Source organism: Shewanella marisflavi, from assembly GCF_023283925.1.
GTDB lineage: Bacteria > Pseudomonadota > Gammaproteobacteria > Enterobacterales > Shewanellaceae > Shewanella > Shewanella marisflavi.
This window is the reverse complement of the sequence record NZ_JAKIKX010000004.1, coordinates 399,486-422,753: the sequence shown is the minus strand read 5'-3', so window position 1 is coordinate 422,753 and position 23,268 is coordinate 399,486. Positions and strand designations below refer to the sequence as shown.

18 protein-coding genes and 1 pseudogene are annotated in these 23,268 nt (G+C 51.0%); 17 read left to right on the top strand and 2 right to left on the bottom strand.

The genetic code is table 11. The features are described 5' to 3' along the window. A pseudogene (locus L2712_RS11390) lies at positions 1–364 on the top strand (hypothetical protein); the annotation flags it as partial. A gap of 658 nt (positions 365–1,022) precedes the next feature. Here the strand turns inward: L2712_RS11390 and fadJ are convergent. Both fadJ and fadI read right to left on the bottom strand, forming a co-directional pair. Next, the gene (gene fadJ / locus L2712_RS11385) at positions 1,023–3,143 is read right to left on the bottom strand and encodes a fatty acid oxidation complex subunit alpha FadJ (protein ID WP_248977841.1); all 2,121 of its coding nucleotides are present in this window, start codon (positions 3,141–3,143) and stop codon (positions 1,023–1,025) included. 4 nt (positions 3,144–3,147) lie between these two features. Beyond that, a complete protein-coding gene (gene fadI / locus L2712_RS11380; RefSeq protein WP_248977840.1) occupies positions 3,148–4,458 on the bottom strand; it encodes an acetyl-CoA C-acyltransferase FadI in 1,311 nt (436 codons plus the stop codon). A gap of 410 nt (positions 4,459–4,868) precedes the next feature. On the opposite strand from fadI, the gene L2712_RS11375 reads away from it, so the two are divergent. The 16 genes from L2712_RS11375 to L2712_RS11300 all read left to right on the top strand — a co-directional run bounded on the left by L2712_RS11375 (position 4,869) and on the right by L2712_RS11300 (position 23,087). Then, positions 4,869–5,825, top strand: coding sequence for an AAA family ATPase (locus L2712_RS11375; protein WP_088904348.1), 957 nt, complete (start codon positions 4,869–4,871; stop codon positions 5,823–5,825). Next, positions 5,825–6,754 (top strand): DUF58 domain-containing protein, encoded by a 930-nt coding sequence (locus tag L2712_RS11370; protein WP_248977839.1) that lies wholly within the window; start codon positions 5,825–5,827, stop codon positions 6,752–6,754. Before L2712_RS11375 ends, L2712_RS11370 begins: the two co-directional genes overlap by 1 nt. Further along, the gene (locus L2712_RS11365; RefSeq protein WP_033537734.1) at positions 6,755–7,249 is read left to right on the top strand and encodes a DUF4381 domain-containing protein; all 495 of its coding nucleotides are present in this window, start codon (positions 6,755–6,757) and stop codon (positions 7,247–7,249) included. It abuts the gene before it with no gap. After that, on the top strand, positions 7,237–8,241 hold the full coding sequence (locus L2712_RS11360) for a vWA domain-containing protein (RefSeq protein ID WP_033537733.1): 1,005 nt from the start codon (positions 7,237–7,239) through the stop codon (positions 8,239–8,241). The genes L2712_RS11365 and L2712_RS11360 overlap by 13 nt, the downstream gene beginning before the upstream one ends. Beyond that, a complete protein-coding gene (locus L2712_RS11355) occupies positions 8,238–10,277 on the top strand; it encodes a VWA domain-containing protein (RefSeq protein WP_248977838.1) in 2,040 nt (679 codons plus the stop codon). The genes L2712_RS11360 and L2712_RS11355 overlap by 4 nt, the downstream gene beginning before the upstream one ends. After that, on the top strand, positions 10,271–11,902 hold the full coding sequence (locus L2712_RS11350; protein ID WP_248977837.1) for a BatD family protein: 1,632 nt from the start codon (positions 10,271–10,273) through the stop codon (positions 11,900–11,902). The genes L2712_RS11355 and L2712_RS11350 overlap by 7 nt, the downstream gene beginning before the upstream one ends. Positions 11,903–11,985: 83 nt before the next feature. Continuing rightward, on the top strand, positions 11,986–12,549 hold the full coding sequence (locus L2712_RS11345) for a sigma-70 family RNA polymerase sigma factor (protein WP_248977836.1): 564 nt from the start codon (positions 11,986–11,988) through the stop codon (positions 12,547–12,549). Next, the gene (locus tag L2712_RS11340) at positions 12,542–13,246 is read left to right on the top strand and encodes a DUF3379 domain-containing protein (RefSeq protein ID WP_248977850.1); all 705 of its coding nucleotides are present in this window, start codon (positions 12,542–12,544) and stop codon (positions 13,244–13,246) included. Before L2712_RS11345 ends, L2712_RS11340 begins: the two co-directional genes overlap by 8 nt. A gap of 310 nt (positions 13,247–13,556) precedes the next feature. Beyond that, the gene (gene putP, locus L2712_RS11335; RefSeq protein ID WP_248977835.1) at positions 13,557–15,008 is read left to right on the top strand and encodes a sodium/proline symporter PutP; all 1,452 of its coding nucleotides are present in this window, start codon (positions 13,557–13,559) and stop codon (positions 15,006–15,008) included. Positions 15,009–15,378: 370 nt separating this feature from the next. Then, the gene (locus L2712_RS11330) at positions 15,379–16,695 is read left to right on the top strand and encodes an OmpP1/FadL family transporter (RefSeq protein WP_033537727.1); all 1,317 of its coding nucleotides are present in this window, start codon (positions 15,379–15,381) and stop codon (positions 16,693–16,695) included. A gap of 103 nt (positions 16,696–16,798) precedes the next feature. Further along, positions 16,799–17,185, top strand: coding sequence for a VOC family protein (locus L2712_RS11325; RefSeq protein WP_033537726.1), 387 nt, complete (start codon positions 16,799–16,801; stop codon positions 17,183–17,185). A 64-nt stretch (positions 17,186–17,249) separates the two neighbouring features. Further along, entirely contained in the window at positions 17,250–17,960 is a 711-nt protein-coding gene (locus L2712_RS11320; RefSeq protein WP_088904338.1) for an SIMPL domain-containing protein, read from the top strand. Between the two features lie 114 nt (positions 17,961–18,074). Then, on the top strand, positions 18,075–19,091 hold the full coding sequence (locus L2712_RS11315) for an efflux RND transporter periplasmic adaptor subunit (protein WP_033537724.1): 1,017 nt from the start codon (positions 18,075–18,077) through the stop codon (positions 19,089–19,091). Between the two features lie 30 nt (positions 19,092–19,121). After that, on the top strand, positions 19,122–22,376 hold the full coding sequence (locus tag L2712_RS11310; RefSeq protein ID WP_248977834.1) for an efflux RND transporter permease subunit: 3,255 nt from the start codon (positions 19,122–19,124) through the stop codon (positions 22,374–22,376). Positions 22,377–22,387: 11 nt separating this feature from the next. Beyond that, positions 22,388–22,600: a YgaP family membrane protein gene (locus L2712_RS11305; protein WP_033537722.1), complete on the top strand. Its 213-nt coding sequence runs from the start codon at positions 22,388–22,390 to the stop codon at positions 22,598–22,600. A 172-nt stretch (positions 22,601–22,772) separates the two neighbouring features. Next, positions 22,773–23,087, top strand: coding sequence for a rhodanese-like domain-containing protein (locus L2712_RS11300; protein ID WP_408640512.1), 315 nt, complete (start codon positions 22,773–22,775; stop codon positions 23,085–23,087). Positions 23,088–23,268: the final 181 nt, after the last annotated feature.

The window sequence follows — 23,268 nt, the reverse complement described above, 5'->3', positions numbered from 1 at the left end:
AGAAGTTGCTGGTATCCCTAACGTAAAACTAAAACCTCTAGAAGTTGCTGGTATCCCTAACGTAAAACTAAAGCCTCTAGAAGTTGCTGGTATCCCTAACGTAAAACTAAAACCTCTAGAAGTTGCTGGTATCCCTAACGTAAAACTAAAACCTCTAGAAGTTGCTGGTATCCCTAACGTAAAACTAAAGCCTCTAGAAGTTGCTGGTATCCCTAACGTAAAACTAAAGCCTCTAGAAGTTGCTGGTATCCCTAACGTAAAACTGAAGCCTTTAGAAGTTGCTGGCATTCCCAATGTTAAATTGAAACCTCTAAAGATGGCCGGAATACCCAACGTGAAACTCATCAACTCAGCCGTTGCTTAAGTCTTAAGGAGAATGATTATGTTAGATTCATTAAAAAAAGCTCTTGGACTTACTCACAAACCAGAGCGCAAGAAGGTACAGCTACCTGAAGGCCTAAACCACCTAGAAGTGATCCCTGCTAAAGGTTGGTGGAATTAATTGAATTTCACCCTCTTAGTAAAACCAGACACATAAAAAAGGAGCTATCAAGAGCTCCTTTTTTGATCCTGCGATATTCCACTAGAGGGAATCACAATGGGCTTTATCTGCGCTTGGGAAAACCGGTTGGGCTATAAGGCAGAATAGCGAAGACATCACACTTTAATCGCGACGCTATGCCTACCCTGCACTCGCTTTAGCGCGAAACGCTTGTGGGTACTCAGTAGCGGATAAGCAACGGGCCCTAACACAAGCCCTAAGACGGCCCAACGCTTTACCCCTAGACCAGCTCGAAATGCCAGGTTTCCCATCGCCAGACTGCTCACAGTCAACACACTAAGAATAAGTACCATCACAGAAAATACCTCAAAACAACCGCGCTAAAGAAACTGAAAATCGCAAAAATGAGCTGAGCATCATACCTGAACCCAACCAATATCTGAACAAAAAACAGGCAAAAAATATCCTAGGGCAAAAAAAATGCGGCATCATGTTGCCGCATTGTTAAATTCAAAATTAATTAATCGTAAAACTTAGCACCAGATTCGGCCATCTCGACTAATCGGTCACAAGGCGTAAAACGATCACCAAACTCACTTTGATAACGCTTTAATATCTCAACCAAGTGTTTCGCACCTAACGAGTCCATGTAACGGAAAGGGCCACCTAAGAATGGTGGGAATCCGATACCAAAAATCGCACCGATATCGCCGTCTCTTGGCGAGGCAATGATCCCCTCCTCCAGACAACGAACCGCCTCGTTAAGCATCTGCATAACACAACGCTCGGCAACTGCTCTTGGCTCTTTATCCGTACCAGGAGTTAGCCCAAGCACACCATAGACACTTTCATCGACCAGTTTCTTCTTCGCCTTGTCACCATATTGGTAGAAGCCCTTGCCATTCTTACGCCCCTTACGATCGTCAGCGAGTAGCTTGTCAAAGGCAGCTGGCGCCTTAAAGCGCTCACCAAGCTCTTTTTCAAGAATGGGCGAGATCTTAGCTCCCACATCGATACCCACTTCGTCAAGCAAGGTCATGGCGCCTACAGGGAAACCAAACTTCACCAGCGCTTTATCGAGATGTTCGACACTCTGCCCCTCTAACAACAGATTCGCCGCCTCATTCATGTAGAGCGCCAAAATACGGTTAACGTAGAAACCGGCACCATCTTTCACCACGATTGGCGTCTTACCCTGTTTACGGGCAAAGGCCACAGTAGTTGCAATGGTCTGAGGCGAAGTTTTCTCATGGGCAATGACCTCAACCAGTGGCATCTTTTCTACTGGTGAGAAATAGTGCAAACCAATCACATTTTCAGGACGCTCAGCAGCCTCGGCGATCTGTTTGATCGGCAGTGAGGAAGTATTCGAGGCGAAAATAGTATGTTCGCCACATTCACGCTCAACATCCTTCACCATCTGATGTTTTAGATTGAGATCTTCAAATACCGCTTCCACCACCATATCCGCATCTTTGATGCCTTTATATTCGGTGGTCGTGGTCATCAGCGCCATCAGGTTATCCCGTACAGCCGGTGTTATATGGCGACGCTTAACCCCTTTGGCCAGCAACTTATAGGCATAAGCGAGCGCATTGCTCAAACCCGTTTCGCTGATATCTTTCACCCGCACAGGGATCTTGGCCTTAGTAGTAGTGACAGAAGCGATTCCGCCGCCCATCAAACCACCGCCCAATACCATCACCTTCTTGACGGCCTTAGGCGATACATCACCGGCGCCAGATTCTTTCTTCATCTCTGTGGTCGCAAAGAAGATGCTTCTCAAGGCTTCAGACTCGCTAGAAACCACCAGATCGCCAAAATGCTGAGCTTCCACCTCAAGGCCTTTCACCATATCTTTGGTCATGCCTTGGCGTACACAGTCGATGATCTTCTCTGGTGCAGGATAGTTACCCTGGGTCTTCTTGTTAACCTGCTTAAGTGCCTGATCGAAGATGATGTTACGCCCCACAGGCGTGCCCTCTAACAGCTTCTCAACCAAAGAGACCTTACGCTTCTTAGCCGGACGTGCTCCTGCCAGTGCCATCTCGACTGCCGTTTGCAGTAAAATAGACTCGGGCACCACATCATCTACCAAGCCTAATTTCAGGGCCTGCTTGGGTCTCAGCTGTTTGCCGGTCAGCATCATATCTAACGCCTTGGCAATGCCTACCAAGCGTGGCAGACGCTGGGTTCCACCGCCACCAGGCAACAAGCCAAGCTGCACTTCAGGCAGACCTAACATGGTCTTGTTACTATCGCTGCAGACACGTTGATGACAGGCAAGCGCCAGCTCGAGACCGCCGCCGAGACAGGCACCATTTATGGCCGCAACTACAGGAATGGTTAACGACTCAAGCGCGAAAAACACCTCATGGCCCTGCTTGGATAACTCGCGCGCATCCCCTGCCGTGCTGCAGGCATCAAGCATGGAAATATCGGCACCTGCAACAAATGAGTCTTTCTTACCAGAGATAATCACCACACCGCGGATACTGGCATCGCTCTTAATCTCGGCCAACATCTCACAGATCTCAGGACCAAACTCGGCCCTCAAGGTATTCATGGTCTCCCCCGGCACATCCATGGTCAGCACAGCGATGCCGCTATCGAGACGACTTAATGTAAAACTCTTTTCCATGAGATCACTCCACTTCTACTATCATTGCTGCACCTAAACCACCTGCCGCACAAGCCGTTGCCAGGCCAGTGCCGCCGCCACGTCGTTTTAGCTCACGACATACCTGAGTGATCAAACGGGTACCCGTTGCCGCAAAGGGATGGCCATAGGCCAATGAGCCACCTAGAACGTTAAACTTAGTCATATCGATGTCGCCGATGGCGCGGTCGCGGCCAAGCTTCTCTTTGGCAAACTTCTTCGAGGCAAACATCTGCATATTGGCGAGCGTCTGCGCCGCAAAGGCCTCGTGCATCTCGATTAAAGTCAGATCTTCAAGCTCCATACCGGCACGTTTCAGTGCCAGTGGCGTTGCATAGGAAGGCCCCATCAACATATCCTGCCACACATCGATGGCGCTAAAGGCATAGCTCTTGATATAGCCGATAGGCTCATAGCCGAGCGCCTTTGCGCGACTCTCGCTCATCAGTAGTACCGCCGAAGCACCATCGGTTAGCGGCGTACTGTTAGCTGCAGTTACCGAACCGTGCTTGCGATCGAATGCCGGGCGCAACTTAGCGTAGGAATCCAGAGAAGAGTTCTCACGAATGTTATTGTCTCTATCGATAAAGGACTTATAAGGCGGCACATGAGCCACCATCACTTCATCACGTAGATGGCCTGAATCCCAGGTCTCTGTCGCTAGGGTATGAGAGCGGTGCGCCAGCGCATCCTGATCGGCGCGGCTAATATTGTAAGTCTTTGCCATCTGCTCGGCAGTCTGTCCCATAGACAATCCGGTCGAGTATTCGGCAACCGCAGGGGGAACGGGTAAAAGATCTTTGAGCCCTAGACGACGGATAATTGACCATTTCTGCCCTAAACTGCGGGCCTTATTCAGATCCACCAGGGCGTGGGCTAACTTCTTTGATACACCAATGGGCAGTACAGACGAAGAGTCGGCACCGCCGGCAATGCCTATCTCGATATTGCCCGTCATGATGGATTCGGCCACATTGACCGTTGACTGAAAACTGGTAGCACAGGCGCGTGTTACGCTGTAAGCGTCGGTAGAGACATCCATGCCAGTCCCTAACACTATCTCGCGGGCGATGTTAGGCGCTGCAGGCATCTGCACCACCTGACCATAAACAAGCTGCTCAATTTCTTTCGAGTCTAATTCACTGCGAGACAAGAGTTCATTGACCACCATCTTGCCCATATCCAGCGCCGACACCCCATGAAAAGCGGTCGCCTGCTTAGCGAAAGGGGTTCTTAGCCCCATCACTATCGCGATGCGATCACCCTTCGCATTCCTTACTTGCTGTAATTCACTCATCTTTTGCCCTCGTGACGCGTCTGATAGAAACGCTTCTATTAACGCCGTTATTATTCTTCCCTACCCCGTTGTTCTACTTTTGTAACAGCTTCACAACAGGTCAGACCATCAAAGTGTGATCTGATTCTAACTTCTTATTTCAAGGTTTTAAACACCCGTTTGGTTTTTAAACAACAAATATCGAAAAAGATGTTGATTAACAATGTTTAATAAATGCGAATTTTGCGGCTAACTCTGGTTTAAATCCCCGTTTAAGCATGTTAACTTAATTTGCTGAATGGAAATTGGCACAGCCCAATCCTAGCAGGCCCTCTGCTTAAGTCATGGAGTGCGATAAACCATTTACCACTGAATTTTTTACTCAACACGCTGTCTACAGCTCACACAATTAAATAATACCGAGTAGCATCATGCCGTTAAGTCGATTTCATGCATTACGTGAATACCTGGATAAAGTGATCCTGGGTCAACCCACTCTTACCGAAAACTTACTGATCGCACTGATTGCCGATGGTCACTTATTGGTTGAAGGCCCGCCAGGTCTGGCCAAAACCCGTGCGGTTAAAGCGTTAAGCGATGGCGTTGAGGGTGACTTCCACCGTATTCAATTTACCCCTGATCTGCTGCCGGCCGATCTGACCGGCACCGATATCTATCGCGCCCAAACGGCGACCTTCGAATTTGAAGCCGGCCCTATCTTTCACAACTTGATTTTGGCCGATGAAATCAACCGCGCCCCGGCAAAGGTGCAATCAGCTTTACTTGAAGCCATGGCCGAAGGCCAGGTCACTGTGGGCAAACAAAGTTATAAACTGCCTAAGCTGTTTCTGGTGATGGCAACCCAAAACCCACTGGAAAACGAGGGTACCTATCCCCTACCAGAAGCCCAGCTGGACCGTTTCTTAATGCACCTGAATTTGGATTATCCGAGTGCTGAAACCGAATTTGAGATCATGCGCTTATCACGTAGTGAAGCTATTACTCAGCAGCTTCCTAAGGTAGCACCTATCGCCCAGGACGAAGTCTTCGCCGCCCGAAAAGCGGCATTGGATATCTATCTGGCCGAGCCGCTGGAGCAATATATCGTCAATATCGTGATGGCCACCCGGCAGCCACAGCAATATAGCGATCAGCTCGCCAACTGGCTGGAATATGGCGTCAGCCCCAGGGCAACGATTTCCATCGAGCGCTGTGCCCGTGCCCGCGCTTGGTTGATGGAGCGCGACTTTGTCTCGCCTGAAGATATTCAAGCCGTAGTCCCTAATGTGCTGCGCCATCGTCTGCTGCTGAGCTATCAGGCGCAGGCAGAAGGCGTAAGTGCCGATCAGGTGATCGACCATATCCTTAGTCAGGTTGCGGTGCCTTAATGGAACAGAATGCTTTACCCCTGTTTGCCGATGGTGTGTCGCTCAATCAAAAAGAGCTGCTAGCCTGCCAAAATCTGGCCAGAGCCCTGCCCGAACGCAGAACCAAGGCGCGAGCCGCATTGGCCGGACACAGAGCCAGCAGCATCAAGGGACGCGGCATGGAGTTTGCCGAGGTGCGCCATTACCAAAGCGGTGATGACGTGCGCACCATAGACTGGCGGGTCACTGCCAGAACCGGCAAGGCCCATACCAAGTTGTTTGTCGAGGAGCGTGAACGTCCGGTGCTGTTACTGCTGGATCTCAGCCACAGCCTCTATTTCGGCTCAAGCTTAATGCTTCAGTCGGTTCAGGCCGCCCATCTGGCCGCCACCCTTGGCTGGGCCGCGGTAGGCCATGGCGATCGCTTAGGCGCGCTGATTGCCAGCGAGGCAGAACACCTAGAGCTTAAGCCCCGCAGCAGACAAACCGGCATGTTGGCGTTGATCTCGGCCGTCGAAAAGGTACATCAACACCAGTTGGCCCAGATGGCCAACCCGACCAAACAGCCAGACCATATATTCAGTGCCTGCCAGCGACTCAGACGCATCGCCAAACCTGGCTCACTCATCTGGATCATCAGTGATGGCAGTCATTTTAGTCCGCAATGCTTAGGGCCTTTGAGTGAGCTAAAACGCCATTGCGACATTGGGGCGTTTTTACTCACTGACCCACTCAGACAAGGCACGCTGAAACTGCCATCTCAGTTTCAGTTTCCTGTCAGAGATGGCGGTAAGGAGCTGATGCTAGATAGACGCAGCTACAACGCCTGGCTCGCTCAGCAACAGACACAGCAACAAGGATTTATCACCATGATGAATCAGATCAACGCACGCCCGAGAACCATAAGTGCGGCGCAGCCCTTAAATCAGCAGATGGGAGCCTTGAGGTAGATGCAAGTGGCTCCGCAATCCGACCTGGCTGCAATGCAGGATATTATTACCCCTGACCCTATCGGGCTATGGCCCCTCGCCTACGGCTACTACCTGCTGGCACTTTTGCTACTGCTAGTCGTTTGTGGCCTTGTTATCTATCTTAAGCGCAGACGTAAACACCTGGCCGCCAAACGTGAGGCCTTAAAGCTGCTCAGTCAACTTGAGGCAAGCGATCCCCAGCTGCCCCATAGCGTCAACGCCTTGCTTAAACGCAGCGCCATGAGTTACTTGCCGCGGGAGCAGGTCGCCTCTTTGCAAGGAGCAGCTTGGTATGACTGGCTTAAAAAGCAGGTGCCCGGCATAGACCCTCACCTGGCTACCTTGCTAGAAAAACGCTTCCAGTCAGCAGAGCTATCGACTGATGAGGCATCGCAATTACTCGCGGGCGCTCAAGCCTGGCTGCAACAGGCCCTCCCCCTAAAACAGAGCAAGGAGGCGCCATGTTCACGCTAGCCTGGCCCTGGTTATTACTCCTGCTCCCTTTGCCGCTGATCTTCGCCCGCAGCAAACAAACTGCTCAGGTCAAGGGTGGCCAACTGCAACTGCCAGGCGTCGCAGACACCCGCGCCATAGGTCAACACAGCGCCAATCCCAGCGCCCGCTGGCCCTACTGGCTACTCTGGTCGCTGCTGGTTATCGCCGTTGCCCGCCCGCTCTGGGTTGGTGATGCCATAGAGCTGCCCAGTAAAGGCCGGGATCTTATGCTGGCGGTGGATCTGTCAGGCAGTATGCAGATTGAAGATATGGTGCTTGAGGGCAAGACGGTCGACAGATTTACCATGGTGCAAGAGGTCATGAACGAGTTTATCGAGCGCCGTAAGGGCGATAAGCTTGGGCTGATCCTGTTTGCCGATCACGCCTACCTACAAGCGCCCCTCACGCAAGACAGACGCTCGGTTGCTCAGTTTCTCACCGAGGCCCAGATTGGCCTGGTAGGTAAACAGACGGCCATTGGTGAAGCCATCGCTCTGGCAGTTAAACGCTTCGACAAGGCGCAGCAGAGTAATCGCGTATTGATTCTGCTGACCGATGGTTCCAATAACTCTGGCAGTATCACTCCAGAGCAAGCCGCCGATATCGCCGCTAAGCGCGGCATCACTATCTACACTATTGGCGTGGGCGCCGAGGTGTTGGAACGTCGCACCCTATTCGGTAAAGAGCGGGTCAATCCGTCGATGGATCTTGACGAAGACCAGCTCACCCTACTGGCGCAAAAAACCAATGGCCGCTATTTCAGGGCACGCAATTCAGACGAGTTGCAGGGGATCTACCAAGAGATAGATAAGCTCGAACCTACCGACAGCGATCAGCTCAGCTATCGCCCCCAAGCCGAGCTCTTCTTTTACCCCTTAGCCTTGGCTATGCTGATCAGTGTATTGATGATGTTAACCCGCCTTGCTGCCGTGCAGGCTTTAGTTCAACGCTTCCCCCGGAGAGGCTCATGATCCATTTTCTCCGCCCCGAATGGCTTTTAGCCCTTATTCCACTCGCGCTATTGCTCTGGCAACTTAAACGCCAGCAATATCAGGCCTCAAGCTGGAATCGTTATATCGCGCCTCATCTGGCCAAAGTATTGGTCAGCGGTCAGGCGACCACAAAAAAAGGTCAATTAGGTCTCATCAGCTTCATCTGGCTGGTCGGGGTCCTGGCGCTGTCCGGCCCGGCGCTGACCAAGCAAAACCTGCCGGTTTTTGAGTCAAACCTTGGCAGGGTGATAGTGATGGATATGTCACTTTCCATGTATGCGACCGATCTGGCGCCCAACCGCCTAACACAGGCCAAATTTAAGGCGACGGATCTGATCAAGAGCCTTAAAGAGGGCGAAACCGGCCTGGTCGCCTATGCCGGGGATGCCTTTATCATCAGCCCACTCACGCGGGATAAGGCCACCTTACTCAACCTGCTACCGACCCTCTCACCTGAGATCATGCCGGTATTGGGTTCTAATCTGCCCGCTGCGATAAGTCAGGCCAAGCAATTACTACTGCAGGGCGGTCATCTCAAAGGCGAGATTATCTTAGTGACTGACGGGATCAACCCTGAACAGATTAGTGACACTAAATCGCTATTGGCAGACAGCCAGTATCGCCTGTCGATAATGGCAATGGGCACAACTCAGGGCGCAGCCATCCGCCTGCCCGATGGGCAATTAATGAGGGATAATAGCGATCAGGTAGTGGTGAGCAAAACGAATCTCAATCAGCTTGGCACCTTGGCCAACCAAAGTGGTGGTAAGCTATTTAGCTATCGCGCCGATGGCCAAGACCTCGAATCCCTCATTGATAGCCTAAGCCAGGAGACAGATGCTAAGGCCTCTGAGCTAGAAGGAGAAACCTGGCAAGATCTTGGCCCTTATCTCACCTTGCTTTTGCTGCTCCCAGTCCTGCTGAGTTTCAGGCAGGCGTTCGCGGCGATTGCCTGTTTTCTGGTATTAGCGCCGAGCCCTCAGGCACAGGCCATCAGCTGGCAACACCCTTTCAGCACGGACGATCAACGCGCCATGCAGGCCTATCAGGCAGACCAGCATCAGCAGGCTGCAGAGCTGTTTAACTCGCCCCAATGGAAAGCCTCAGCGCTCTATAAAAGTGGTGACTATCAGCAGGCACTGGCACTATTCGAGCAAGATGATTCCGCCAATGGCTTATACAATCAGGGCAATAGCCTGATGCAGCTCAATGACCTCGACAAGGCGATTGAGCGTTATCAGCAGGCACTGGATAAAGATCCTCAGCTGACCCAAGCCAAGCAAAACCTTGAGCTGGCTAAGCAGCTCAAAGAGCAACAAACACAAAATGGAGACGGGCAAGAGCAATCTGATCAGGATGAGAGTCAACAGGACGCTCAACAGGAAAAGTCTCAGCAAGAGCAATCTGAGCAAAACGCCGATCAAGATAATGGTGAGCAAGGCAATGCTAACCAAGACGGCGCTGGTCAAGACAACGCAGGCCAAGACAGTCAAGGACAAAACAGCCAAGGACAAGAGAGCGAGCAGCAGGCAAGCCAAAACGGTGAGCCATCTCAATCTAGTGACGGCAATTCATCCGAGCAGGCCGATTCTCCCCAAGATAAATCAGCTAAGAACAATCAGGAAAGCTCATCTCAAGACAATGAAAATCAGTCTGGCGAGCAACAGTCATCGTCATCGCCAAATAATGATGCGCAAATGAGCGCCGATCCCGAGCAAGCGGACAAGTCAGGGCAAGCCGCTCAAGAGCATCAAGCTGAAAGCGAGCGGTCGAATGCTCAAGCCGATATGGCACAGGGCAACCCCAGCGAGTCAGATGAACAAGGTGAGACAGACGCTCAGACCAACGCCGCCATGAGCAACGTCATCGCCCCCGAGGAGCTGCCACCTGAGATGCAACGCGCCCTCACCGGGGTGATTGACGATCCTCAGGTACTGCTGCGCAACAAGATGCAACTGGAATATCAGAAACGCCGCCGTCAAGGCGCGACCATAAAGGACAATCAACAGTGGTAATACGACACCTTTTGACCTTAGCCTGTGTGGCACTTTGTTTATCGAGCCCAGCCTATGCATTGACCAAGGTAGAAACCTCGGTAGACAGAAACCCGGCGATTCAGGGCGAATACCTGGTGCTCAGCATCAAGGCCGATGACGATGTGGACAATGCCAGCCTGGATACCAGCGCCCTGTTGAAAGACTTTATTGTCGGACGCACCAGCGTCAGTCGCAGCACCCAGATCATGAACTTCGATGCTAGTAAAGAAACTCGCTGGCAGATCCTCCTGGCGCCTAAAAAGACCGGCACAATAGTGATCCCGGCGATGACCATAGACAACATCAGCTCAGACCCTATCAATCTCAAGGTGGTGGCGCCGGGTAGCCAACCCGAGCAGATGAAAAACCTCTTTATTCGCAGCAACGTCTCCACCGAGACTGCCTATGTGGGTCAGTTGATCACCTATAAGGTTAAGCTCTACCTGGGCGTCGAGTTGCAGCGAGGTGTACTCAGCGCACCCAATGTCGAGGGGGCCCAGCTCAAGCAGCTAGGCGATGATGTCGATGGCCATGAGATCATCGATGGCAGACGCTACCGAGTGATCGAACGAACCTATAGCCTGATCGCCGACAAGCCCGGCAACCTGTCACTCTCGGGCGCGAGCTTTTCAGGTGATGTGTTAGTGGAGTCCTCCCGTCGCGGCGGCATGTTCTCTTTTAACGAAAGTCGCCCCATGCAGGCTAAAGCCGCCCCGAGCGAAATAACCGTATTACCTATCCCCGATAGCTATCAAGGCGACTGGCTGGCAAGCGATCTTGTAGTGCTAAAAGAAGATTGGCCGCAAGATCAAGAATTTCAAGTTGGCGTACCTATTACCCGCAACATCAGCCTATTAGCATCCAACGCCGACGACACTAGCTTACCCGAGATAGCACTGGCACTGCCCGATACCTTTAAAAGCTATCCTGAGAAGCCACAGCGCAAAACCTATGTGCGCGAAAAACAGGTGGTGGCGCAGCTCAACCAGACTACGGCGATTGTGCCGACACAACCCGGCAGTTATACCCTGCCTGAGATCCGCATCCCTTGGTGGAACACCCACACTCGTAAACAGGAGTATGCCACCCTGCCGGCTCGCACACTCCTTGTTGCCCCGGCCAATAACGCACCGGCGCCAAGCCAGGTGAGCTTAGTCAACCAAAGCGCCGGTTCAGCCAGCTTCTGGCCCTATGTGAGCGCGGCGCTGGCACTGGCGTGGTTAGCCAGCCTACTGCTTTGGTATCGCCACTACCAAAGTTACCGTCAAGGCAAGGGCGCGATTGAGCCAGCAGCACCTGCAGCTTCCAAACCATCGTCAGCATTCAACCAATTTGAAAATGCCTGCCGCGCAGGTCGCAGCGGTGAGGCCTTGGTTGCCCTGCAACAATACATGAGCCAACTTGCCGGTAAACCACTGAGTCTGTCTGACATCGCGGCGCAATATCCTCAACTTGCCGAGGCAATAGCGGCTATTCAGCGTCAAGGTTATAGTCCTGCCGGTACTGAGTTTGACGCCGAAAACGTGATCAAACAGGTGAGGAATGTACCTGCAGCAACCCAAACAAGCACACAATCTGCCTTGAGTCCGTTAAATCCGCTCTAACAACTTGCCTCTGGTGCGCCAATGGCGTTAACGTAGTCGAAACAATTGGCGCACCAACCCCCTTCCTATGCTGCGAGTAAAAAATGTTTAGCGTGATACGAAATATAAAACCGAAAAAGTCGGTCAATAGTGACATGCTGAATAAACAACGACGATACGATAGCCTTGTCAGGGCACTTCATGGCGATCTGTTCCGCTACGCCTATTGGCTGTGCGGCGATAAACATATCGCTGAAGATATCACTCAAGAAACCTTTTTACGTGCCTGGCGCTCTCTTGAGTCTTTAAAAGATGATAAAGCCGCCAAGGCTTGGTTGATCACGATTTTACGCCGGGAAAATGCGCGCCGTTTCGAACGTAAGCAGTTCGATTACTCGGACATAGATCAAGCCGATATTGCCGACCATATCTCCTCGTCCAGCGAGGAGAACATGGAGCAACATATGCTAAGACGCCAGATCGCAAAGCTCGAAGCCGAATACCGCGAACCACTGGTATTACAGGTGATTGGTGGTTTCAGCGGCGAAGAGATTGCCGGCATCCTAGATCTAAATCGTAATACCGTAATGACCCGCTTATTTCGCGCTAAAAATCAGCTAAAAGAGATACTCGATGACACGCACACCAGGGGGCGCTCCAATGGATGAGCTAAAATTCCGCCGCGAGGCCTATGAAAATCCACATCGTCAAGATGACGAGTTTCTTGCGTCGATGCATGAATCGAGCGAGCGCACTGCCTTTGTAAACGATCTCAAGCTATTAGATAACAAACTCGAAGCCGCGTTAAAAGTCGATATTCCCGAAGATCTTGAGGCCAAGCTACTACTGAATCAGCAGCTGCATCAGCATCAGGTCGATCGCCGCAAGACTGGCTTTACTCTGGCTCTGGTGGCATCTATTGCCTTTATCGCCGGCATCAGTTTCACCCTGATGCGACTGGCACCTGTGGACCTAGGTCAGCATGCGCTGACCCATGTCTACCACGAAAAGGTAGCGATGCAGAGTGAACAAAATATCAGTGTCGACGAAATCAATACTCAACTGGCCTCGCTAAGCAGCCTCAACCAAGCGCAGTTTACCGAACAACCGGGACGAGTGCTCTTCAGCACTTACTGCGACTTCCAAGGCGTGAAGAGCATCCACCTGGTGATGCAGGGCAAGCAAGGCAAAGTCACTCTGTTTATTGTACCGCTCGACGATCGCATGGTGCTTGAGGAGGCCTTCGCCGACAAGCGTTATCAGGGCATGGGCTTCAAGTCTGAAAATGCCTATGTGTTGCTGGTCGCAGAGCATGCCAAAGATCTGGACTATGTCAGAGATGAAGTAAAAGAGTCGTTTATCTAGGCCTAATTTTTTACCAAGGTTAAGCTATTCAGCTGGGGGCGACGCTTTGAGCCCCCACAAACAAAGTGTCCCACAAAAGCACAACAAGCCCTCATGATGCACAACAAACCCAAAACAACTCGCCTATATCTGACAATTTATCGACCGATCGCGCCAGGATCATGATCACATTTCACGACATATTTGGGCTCACGCTCAAACATCTGCTAGCATAGCAGGCCAACTTAAAACAAAAATGCCAACTCACTGCTGTCGCGGGCTGCGGCCTTAAATAGGGTGCTAACTGGCATGACAATAATACGGCGTAAGCATGAATATTGAATTACCCATTTTAATTACCTTTTTCGGCTACCTCGTCCTCATGATGGGCATTGGCCTTTGGGCATATAAAGCAACCGACTCAGTCGACGATTATATTTTGGGTGGCCGCTCTATGGGGCCAGCCGTAACCGCTCTTAGCGTGGGCGCCTCAGACATGTCAGGCTGGCTGCTGCTCGGCTTACCCGGAGCCGTCTATCTGGGTGGGCTGGGTGAAGCCTGGATCGGCATAGGTCTGGTCTTTGGCGCCTGGTTAAACTGGTTGTTTGTGGCCAAACGTTTGCGGATCTACACCCAATTCACCGACAACGCCCTCACCCTACCAGACTTCTTCGAGAAGCGTTTTGAAGACAAGCAATCTGTGCTCAAGTTAGTGTCGGCGGTCACCATCTTAGTGTTTTTCACCTTCTATACCTCATCAGGCATGGTGGGCGGCGCCATCTTATTTGAAAAGGTGTTTGGCCTAGATTACAACCTGGCTCTGCTTATCGGCTCGGGTATCATAGTGGCCTACACCTTCGTTGGCGGTTTCTTTGCCGTGAGCTGGACAGATTTCTTCCAGGGCTGTCTAATGCTGATCGCCCTGCTGATCGTACCCGTGGCAATTTTCAGCCAACCAGAGACTCAAAACGGCATCCATAGTCTGGATCCTGCCATGTTGACCCTGATTAGCGACAACACCACACTTATCGGTCTGGCATCTCTGCTGGCTTGGGGACTGGGCTACTTTGGTCAGCCGCACATACTGTCGCGTTTCATGGCCATTGGCAGTGCCGATGATCTCAAGGTGTCTCGCCGTATCGCCATGAGCTGGATGATTGTCGCTCTCATCGGCGCCTTGGCTACAGGCCTTGCTGGCACCCTCTATTTTGCCGACCAGCCAATCGATAACCCAGAAACGGTATTTATTCATCTGGCCCATGCAGCCTTTAATCCTTGGATTGGTGGCTTGCTGATCGCGGCGATTCTTTCCGCCATCATGAGTACCATAGACTCTCAGCTACTGGTTTGCTCCAGTGTGATCACTGAAGACTTCTACAAGAAGTGGCTAAGACCCCAAGCCAGCAGTAAAGAGTTGATGATGATTGGCCGTATAGGCGTACTGGCCATCGCCATCATCTCGGGCATTATCGCATTAAACCCAGAAAGCAGTGTGCTCAGCCTGGTCAGCTATGCCTGGGCTGGTTTCGGCGCGGCATTCGGCCCTGTCGTCATCCTGTCACTCTTCTGGCGCGATTACAGCCGTAATGGCGCTGTGGCCACCATTATCGTTGGTGCCATTACCGTAGTACTTTGGAAACAGACCAGCGGCGGCATCTTCGATCTCTACGAGATCTTACCCGGTTTTGTATTCGCCATGCTGTCGGGCATCTTGGTCAGCCTGATCTCTAAGCCAGAGAGCAGCACCCGCGAACAGTTCGAGCAATTTAGTCAAAAATTGTAAACATATCAGTTAACGCTCATTTGTATTAAAAATGAGCGTTAGATCAAAAAAGCGTACACGTGTACGCTTTTTTTATACCTCGAAAATTTTACCGATAATTTGCACTTTCACATTCCATTAACCTTTAGAGAAACCTAAACAAAACCCACATAATGCGTGGGATAGCGGCGACCACAAGCTCTCCTGTTCCGAACGAAACACCAAGAGATTTTTTCGGAAAAACGTTAACAGAAACTCAACAAAAAAACCGATCTGGTCGGAGTTGTTGGGGCTGCAGCACATCCCTACTATGCACGGGATTTATAAAAAGGACTTGGCCTATTCATGTCTACATGAAATTGCCGCCAAGCCACCATAATGAGAATAAACTATGAAGCGTTTCAACAAGACAATATTAGCGGTAGCCGTAACACTCGCCAGCTCACAAGCAATGGCTGCCGGTTTCCAACTTAACAGCCAGTCAGCGACCGGTATCGGCCGCGCCTTTGCCGGTGACGCCGTCATTGCAGATAACGCTTCAGTGTTATCTCGTAACCCAGCTGCTATGGCCTTATTCGATGAAAAACAACTGTCAGTTGGCCTGACCTATGCCGACGTTGAAGTCAGCGTAAAAGATGTTTACGTCGACACTGTACTCGGTCAAATTCACTACGGCCATGTGGACGATGCAGCAGAAGCTAAAATAATCCCTAACTTCTACTACGTCAGCCCAGTCAACGACAAGTTCGCCTATGGCGTTGCCATGTTCAGCAACTTCGGAACTGGTACAGACACCACACCTCTATCAGAGCAGTTGGTTAACGGCCTGCCCGGACCTCTAGACTTGCTGGGTAAAACTGAAGTCGCCACCTTTAACCTTAACCTAAGTGGCTCGTACCGTTTTAACGACCACTTCAGCATAGGTGCTGGTGTCGATGTAATTTATGGTACAGGCACCCTTACCCGTGGTGGACAGGTTCCGACAGCTGAAGGCCCAGGACAATTGGATCTGGTCGATGTTGAAGCCGATGGCGTCGCCTTCGGTGGTATCATAGGTGCCGTCTACGAGATCAACGCCGATCACAGATTCGGTATGAGCTACCGCTTTAGCCCAGATTTTAAGGCAACTGGCGATATCGACATGTATAACCCGATTGCCGGTGCCACTGTCGCATTCGATGAGATCAATATCCCTATGCCGGATATCTTCCAGGTAGCAGGTTTCCACCAACTCACCGAAAAGTTTGCTCTGCACTACACAGCGCAGTTGACCACTTGGGGCGATTTCCATGAGATCACAGTGACCGACGGTGTTGTAGGTGGTGTACCAGTGGCTCCTGAAGCCAGCCTAAAAACCTATGCTTGGGATGACTCTTGGTTGTTCAGCATAGGTGGTACCTATACCCTTAACCAAGACTGGACAATACGTGCCGGTTATATGTTTGACCAAGGGGTCGTTGGCGAAGTCAGCTCTATCTCAATCCCTGACTCTGATCGTCAGTGGTTTACCGCAGGTGCAACCTTTAATCTCAGCAAGCACGCCAGCCTGGATTTCGGTGTCGCCTTTGTTCGCGGTGAAGATGTACAGTTAATTGAGCACAGTGCTATCACTGGCGGCCTACCAATCGGTCCAGATACCGGCATGGTACATGCTACAACTCGCTCTAACGCGACCTATTACTCTATGCAGTACAACTACAAGTTCTAACTTGTTTACTGTCCTTAAAAAGCCGCAGCCTACTGCGGCTTTTTTGTAGTTATTGGAAAAGTTTCCTACAGTTAATACAAACTCCTATAACGACAGATGGACAATGGCTAAAGTAATAGGTTTAGGTGGAATATTTTTTAAGAGCGAGGATCCTCAAAAACTCGCCAACTGGTACAAAACCTACCTTCAGGTGCCAGTAGAAAACTGGGGCGGCGCAGCCTTTTACCTCAATAATCTGATGCCAATGGCTGCCACAGGCTACAGTGTGTGGACCCCCATGGCCAAAGACACAGATTACCTTCACCCTTCAAGCAAAGAGTTTATGTTTAATCTGATCGTCGATGATCTCAATGAAGCGCTGGCCCAGGTGGCCGAAGGCGGCGCCGAGTTAATAGCGGAAACCGAAGACTCTGAATTTGGTCGTTTCGGTTGGTTTATCGACCCCGATGGCAACAAGGTAGAGCTCTGGCAGCCCAGTAACCAAGCATAGCGCTGGAAAACCGGACCAAACAGGCATATGCTGGCGCTAACGACAAGCAACTCGGACGCTTCTCATGCAAAAATCACTGGCAAGTATTCTCTTAGGCGGCTTTATCTGCGCCGGTCTCTATCTGTTAGGCACAAGTTTAGGTGACAGCATCATCAAGATGCGCGCCATGGAACGGACTGTCACGGTAAAAGGCCTCGCTGAGGCAGAAGTGAAAGCCGATACCGCTATCTGGCCCATCCGCTTTACCCAAGTGGATAACGATCTCAATAACCTCTATCAAGAGGTCCAAACCAAAACCGATAAAGTTATTGCCTTCCTGATTAAACAAGGCTTTACACAGGAAGAGATCTCAAGCTCGCTCCCCTCTATCGAAGACAGGCAGGCCCAGGGCTATGTCGACCCTAACGTCAAATACCGCTACGCCGCTCAGGTCACTGTTTCACTCTATACCAAACGGGTCGAGTTGCTTCTGGCCACTCAAGGTAATCTTCTTGAGCTGACCAAAGAAGGGATAGCCATCTCCAATCAAGACTACAACGGACGCACTGAATTTCTGTTCACTGGGCTCAACGAGTTAAAACCACAAATGGTACAGACAGCCACAGAAAACGCCCGTCAAACCGCTGAGAAGTTTGCGAAAGACTCGGACTCTCAACTTGGTAAGATCAAAAACGCCTCTCAGGGACAATTTACCATCAGCAACCGAGACAGTAATACACCGAGTATTAAAAAAGTCAGGGTGGTTTCTACTCTGACCTATTACTTAAACGATTAGTTTTAAAGGGGCTAATAATTTCGCCCCTATCAATCGTATTTTTCTAATAAAAGATTGCACAAGCTTAAAAAGTCCATTAGAATTTTCTTATGAAGTTTTAAGAGGTGATCTTCCATGCAAGTACAACACGCGTTTTCTATCGGCATTATGCTGTCACTTGTCAGCCTATTTTCGAGTGCCAGTGAGCAGCCGACAATAACCCTAACTACAGAGTCTCAGCCCCAGTGGATCACCTTAGATGCACAGCTTGAAGCCGTAAAGTCGGCCACGGTATCGGCGCAAACCTCCGGCCGTATCATCAAGATTAACTATGACGTTAATGATATTGTTCCTCAGGGCGCATCACTGCTTGAGATCACCAGCAAGGCCCAAGGCGCCGAACTGGCGGCGGCCGAAGCCGAGCTTGCCCGTGCCCAGGCTCAAAATGAAGAGGCACAAAAACAGCGTAAACGTTTTGAGCAGTTGTTCCCACAAGGCGCTATCTCTCAAGGAGATATGGACCAGGCCATCGCCAATGCCAGAGCCGCAGCACAAGCCGTAAGCGCGGCCAGAGCGCGGATTATTCAAGCCAATGAATCCCTGCAATATACTATCGTTAGTGCACCCTTTGCCGGTGTAGTCACTGCACGCCATGTGGAAGTGGGTGAAACCGTGTCTCCTGGCCAGCCACTGCTCAGCGGCTTTGCCACCGAACATATGCGCGCAGTCACTCATGTGCCGCTGCGTTACATCGACGCGCTAAGAGCCAACCCTAAGATGAAACTCGCCCTGGCCAATGGAAAAGAGATAGAGTCTGATGCCCTGACCATCTTCTCTTTTGCCGACGCCAATAGTCACAGCTACAAGACGCGAATTGACTTGCCGCCTCAAGAACCCAACCTGATGCCAGGCATGTGGGTCAAAGCCAGTTTTAATGCCGGCGATCGCAATACGCTCACCATTCCCGAATCGGCGGTGATCTATAACAGCGAACTCAGTGCGGTTTACCTCAAGCACAAGGATCATTTCGTTCTCAATCAGGTACGTTTGGGAAATAAACAAGGGGATCGTTTCGAGGTGCTCTCTGGCCTGAGCGACGGTGACACCATCGCTCTCGATGCCTATCAAGTACTGCTGCAGTTAAAGCAATAATGCCGTTGATCTCATAGGAGCCGTATTACGATGAATCAGCAAGATCGACACACAGATGGACCGCACAATACTAAACGCCTTGGGTTCTCTGGGCGCCTCGCGGCGATGTTTCAGCTCAGTGCCATTACTCCGCTGCTGGCATTGCTTGGGCTTTTGCTTGGTCTATTTGCCGTCATGGTTACTCCAAAAGAGGAAGAACCTCAAATTGATGTCACCTTTGCCGATATCTATATCCCCTTCCCTGGCGCGACCCCGAGTGAAGTAGAGCAGTTGGTGACTCAGCCTATGGAAGAGGTGATCTCGCAGATCAAGGGCATAGACACCCTTTACTCCTTCTCTCAACCAGATGGCGCATTGATCATCGCTATCTTCGAGGTTGGCATTCCCCGCAATGAGGCGATAGTCAAACTCTACAACCAGGTCTATTCCAATAAAGACAAGGTTGCCAGCCATGCCGGCGTGGGCGAGCCACAGATTAAACCCCGTGGCATCGACGATGTGCCTATCGTCAGCCTGACCCTCTGGTCGAAAAATAGCGCGCAATCTGCCGAGCAACTCACCCATATCGCCAAGGGACTGGAAAGTGAGCTTAAGCGCATTCCGGGCACCCGGGAGATCTATAGCGTTGGTAGCCATGAGATCAGCCTGAACGTACGCATCGACCCGGCGAAGATGAGCTTCTATGGCCTTACCTATGACGATATTAACCGCAGCTTGTCGAGCAACAACCATGTCTCCATGCCGGTATCCCTGGTGCAAGATAATCAGGAGATCAAGGTACAAACTGGGCAGTTTTTAAAATCGAAACAAGAAGTTGAACAGCTGGTTGTTGCCGTCTATCAGGACGAATCTGGCCAAAGCGCCCCCGTGTATCTGGGCGATATCGCCAAGATTAGCCTCAATAGTGACATCCCAACCCAGCACGCCTGGCATGGCGACAAGTCGGCAATCTACCCAGCCGTTACCATAGCTATCGGCAAGCAGCCTGGCGAAAATGCCGTGGATATCGCCAATGTGATCCTGGAAAGACTGGATAAGATAGACAACATCTTAGTCCCGGACGATGTCAACATAGAGGTATCGCGTAACTATGGTAAAACCGCAGGTGATAAGGCCAACACCCTGATCCTTAAGCTGGTATTTGCTACCACCGCCGTGGTGATCTTAGTGTTTCTCACCATGGGCCTGCGTGAGTCTGTGGTGGTGGGTATCGCCATCATTATCACCTTGGCGATCACCCTGTTTGCCTCCTGGGCTTATGGCTTCACCTTAAACCGTATCTCATTGTTTGCCTTGATATTCTCCATCGGTATCTTGGTCGATGATGCCATTGTGGTGGTGGAGAACATTCACCGGCACATGGCCCTTGGAAAACGATCCTTTGTGGAGCTTATTCCCGTCGCCGTCGACGAAGTGGGCGGACCGACTATTTTGGCGACCTTTACCGTGATCGCCGCATTAATGCCGATGGCCTTTGTATCTGGCCTCATGGGCCCCTACATGAGCCCTATTCCCATCAATGCCAGCATGGGGATGCTGATCTCCCTGGCCATCGCCTTTATCGTGACCCCTTGGCTGGCGACTAAGCTACTCAAAGGCCATAGCCATCAGAGCAGCGATAGCGAGCATGACGTAGACGATCGCATGCTCAGACTCTTTACTCGCTTGATCTCGCCCTTTGTTCAAGGCAAACAGGCCGGTAAGGCAAGAATTGGTCTAGGCGCCGCAATTGCCTTACTGATCATGATTGCCGTCTCGCTGCCGGTGGGACAGCTGGTAGTGCTTAAGATGCTGCCATTTGACAATAAGTCTGAGTTTCAGGTGATGGTAGATATGCCAGAGGGCACACCGGTTGAGCAAACTCAGCGCGTCCTCAAGGCGCTGGCCTTAGAGCTGGATAAAGTGAAAGAGGTGGATAATTATCAGCTCTATGCGGGTACCAATGCCCCAATGAACTTTAATGGCTTGGTTCGCCACTATTTCCTCAGACAAAGCCAGGAGCTGGGCGACATTCAGGTCAACTTGATCGACAAGGGTGATCGCGACAGAGACAGCCACAGCATTGCCTCTGAGGTACGTATGGCACTTCAGGCCACAGCCAAGCAATACAATGCCAACGTCAAGGTCGTCGAAGTGCCTCCTGGGCCGCCGGTATGGTCACCTATCTTAGCCGAGGTCTATGGCCCCAACGCCGAGATGCGCGAAACCGCTGCCAAAGCGTTGCAACAGCTATTCCACGACACTCAGGACGTAGTCGATATCGACATCTACCTGCCAGCCGCGCAGCAAAAGTGGCAGGTCAATATCGACCGCTCTAAGGCCAGCCTGCTGGGCGTGCCTTATAGCAACATCGTCGATCTGGTGGCGACCTCTGTCGGTGGCAAGGCGGTGAGCTATTTGCACAAGCCTAATCAAAAGACCCCAGTACCTATCAAGCTTCAGCTAGAAGAAGGCGCCAAGGTAGATCTGGAGCAGGTGCTTAACCTCAGGCTCACAACAATGTCGGGGACCTCTGTGCCTGTCTCTGAGCTGATCACCATACATAAGCGCGTCATAGATGCCCCTATCATACGCAAGAATATGATCCCAATGATCATGGTGGTAGCCGATATGTCTGGTCCACTGGATAGCCCACTCTATGGCATGTTCGACATCGCCGGCAGTATCAACCAAGAAGGCGGTCTGGGCTTTGACCAGCATTATGTCAATCAACCCTCAGGCCTAGACAGCATTGCCGTGCTTTGGGATGGCGAGTGGAAGATCACCTATGAGACCTTTAGAGACATGGGGATAGCCTATGCTGTGGGCATGATAGCTATCTATCTGCTGGTCGTCGGTCAGTTCCGCTCCTACAGCGTCCCGTTGATCATCATGGCGCCGATCCCGCTCACCATTATTGGGGTGATGCCGGGTCACGCTCTGCTTGGCGCTCAATTTACCGCCACCTCAATGATAGGCATGATCGCCCTGGCCGGTATTATCGTGCGTAACTCTATCCTCTTGGTGGACTTTATTAATCAGGAAACCGAAGCTGGCGTGCCCTTCGAACAGGCGGTGATCCATTCCGGTGCCGTCAGGGCCAAGCCCATCATGCTAACGGGTCTGGCCGCCATGATAGGTGCACTGTTTATTCTTGATGATCCGATCTTCAACGGGCTAGCCATTAGCCTGATCTTCGGCATCTTGGTTTCAACGCTATTAACCCTGGTGGTGATCCCCGTGCTCTATTACGCCGTGATGCGCCATCGCCCCGAATATTTTGCCGCGGTCAATCCGCAATCTTAAGGAGATACAGTATGTCTGTCGAACGTAGTATTTTTGCCTTTGCTGGCTTTATGGTCATGTTGTCATTGCTGCTCACCGCCTTTGTACATCCCAACTTTATCTGGCTAACCGCCTTTGTTGGCGCTAATCTATTTCAAAGCGCCTTTACCGGCTTCTGCCCCGCAGCCATGTTAATGAAGAAGATGGGGATCAAAACGGAAGCGGAATTGGCTCGCATGAAATAATACCAATCACTGTAAGTAAGTGATCAGAAATAGCGTTTTAACAAGCTAGGATGAGCAGTTATTGACTAAGATTGGTAAAACTCACAGATCACAAGGAGTCAAGGTGAGACAAGCCAAAAAAATGCTAGCAACCCCTGTAATGAGTCTGATGACGCTGTTCTTCATCGTCATCATGGGTATCTCTGCGCCGAGTTACGGCGAAGAGAAAAACCCTAAAATCGCTTGGGAACATATTGAGCAAGGGGCCATGATTGTCGATGTCAGAACCCCGGAGGAGTTCGCTGAGGGACATTTAGCAAACGCAATAAATATCCCCTTTGAGCAGATTGCCGAGGAGTTTACCAAGCGTAATATCGATAAAGATCAATCCGTTGTGCTCTATTGTCGCAGCGGTCGGCGTAGCGGTATAGCACAGGAAAGCCTGATCAAATTGGGTTACAGCAACACCTATAACGGTGGTGGCTATCAAAGCCTGGTAAAAGAGTAACGAATACAGCATTTAAAAAGGCACCTTAAGGTGCCTTTTTTATTTCAGTGGCTTGGATATCTTTCACAATACAAAATAGCTACCACCTTGGTTTTTAGCTATCAGCCTTCCTGTCGATTGCCCACCTAAACTGTAACAAGTCAAACAGCATATAACTATTTGATATAAGATATCTCAATTA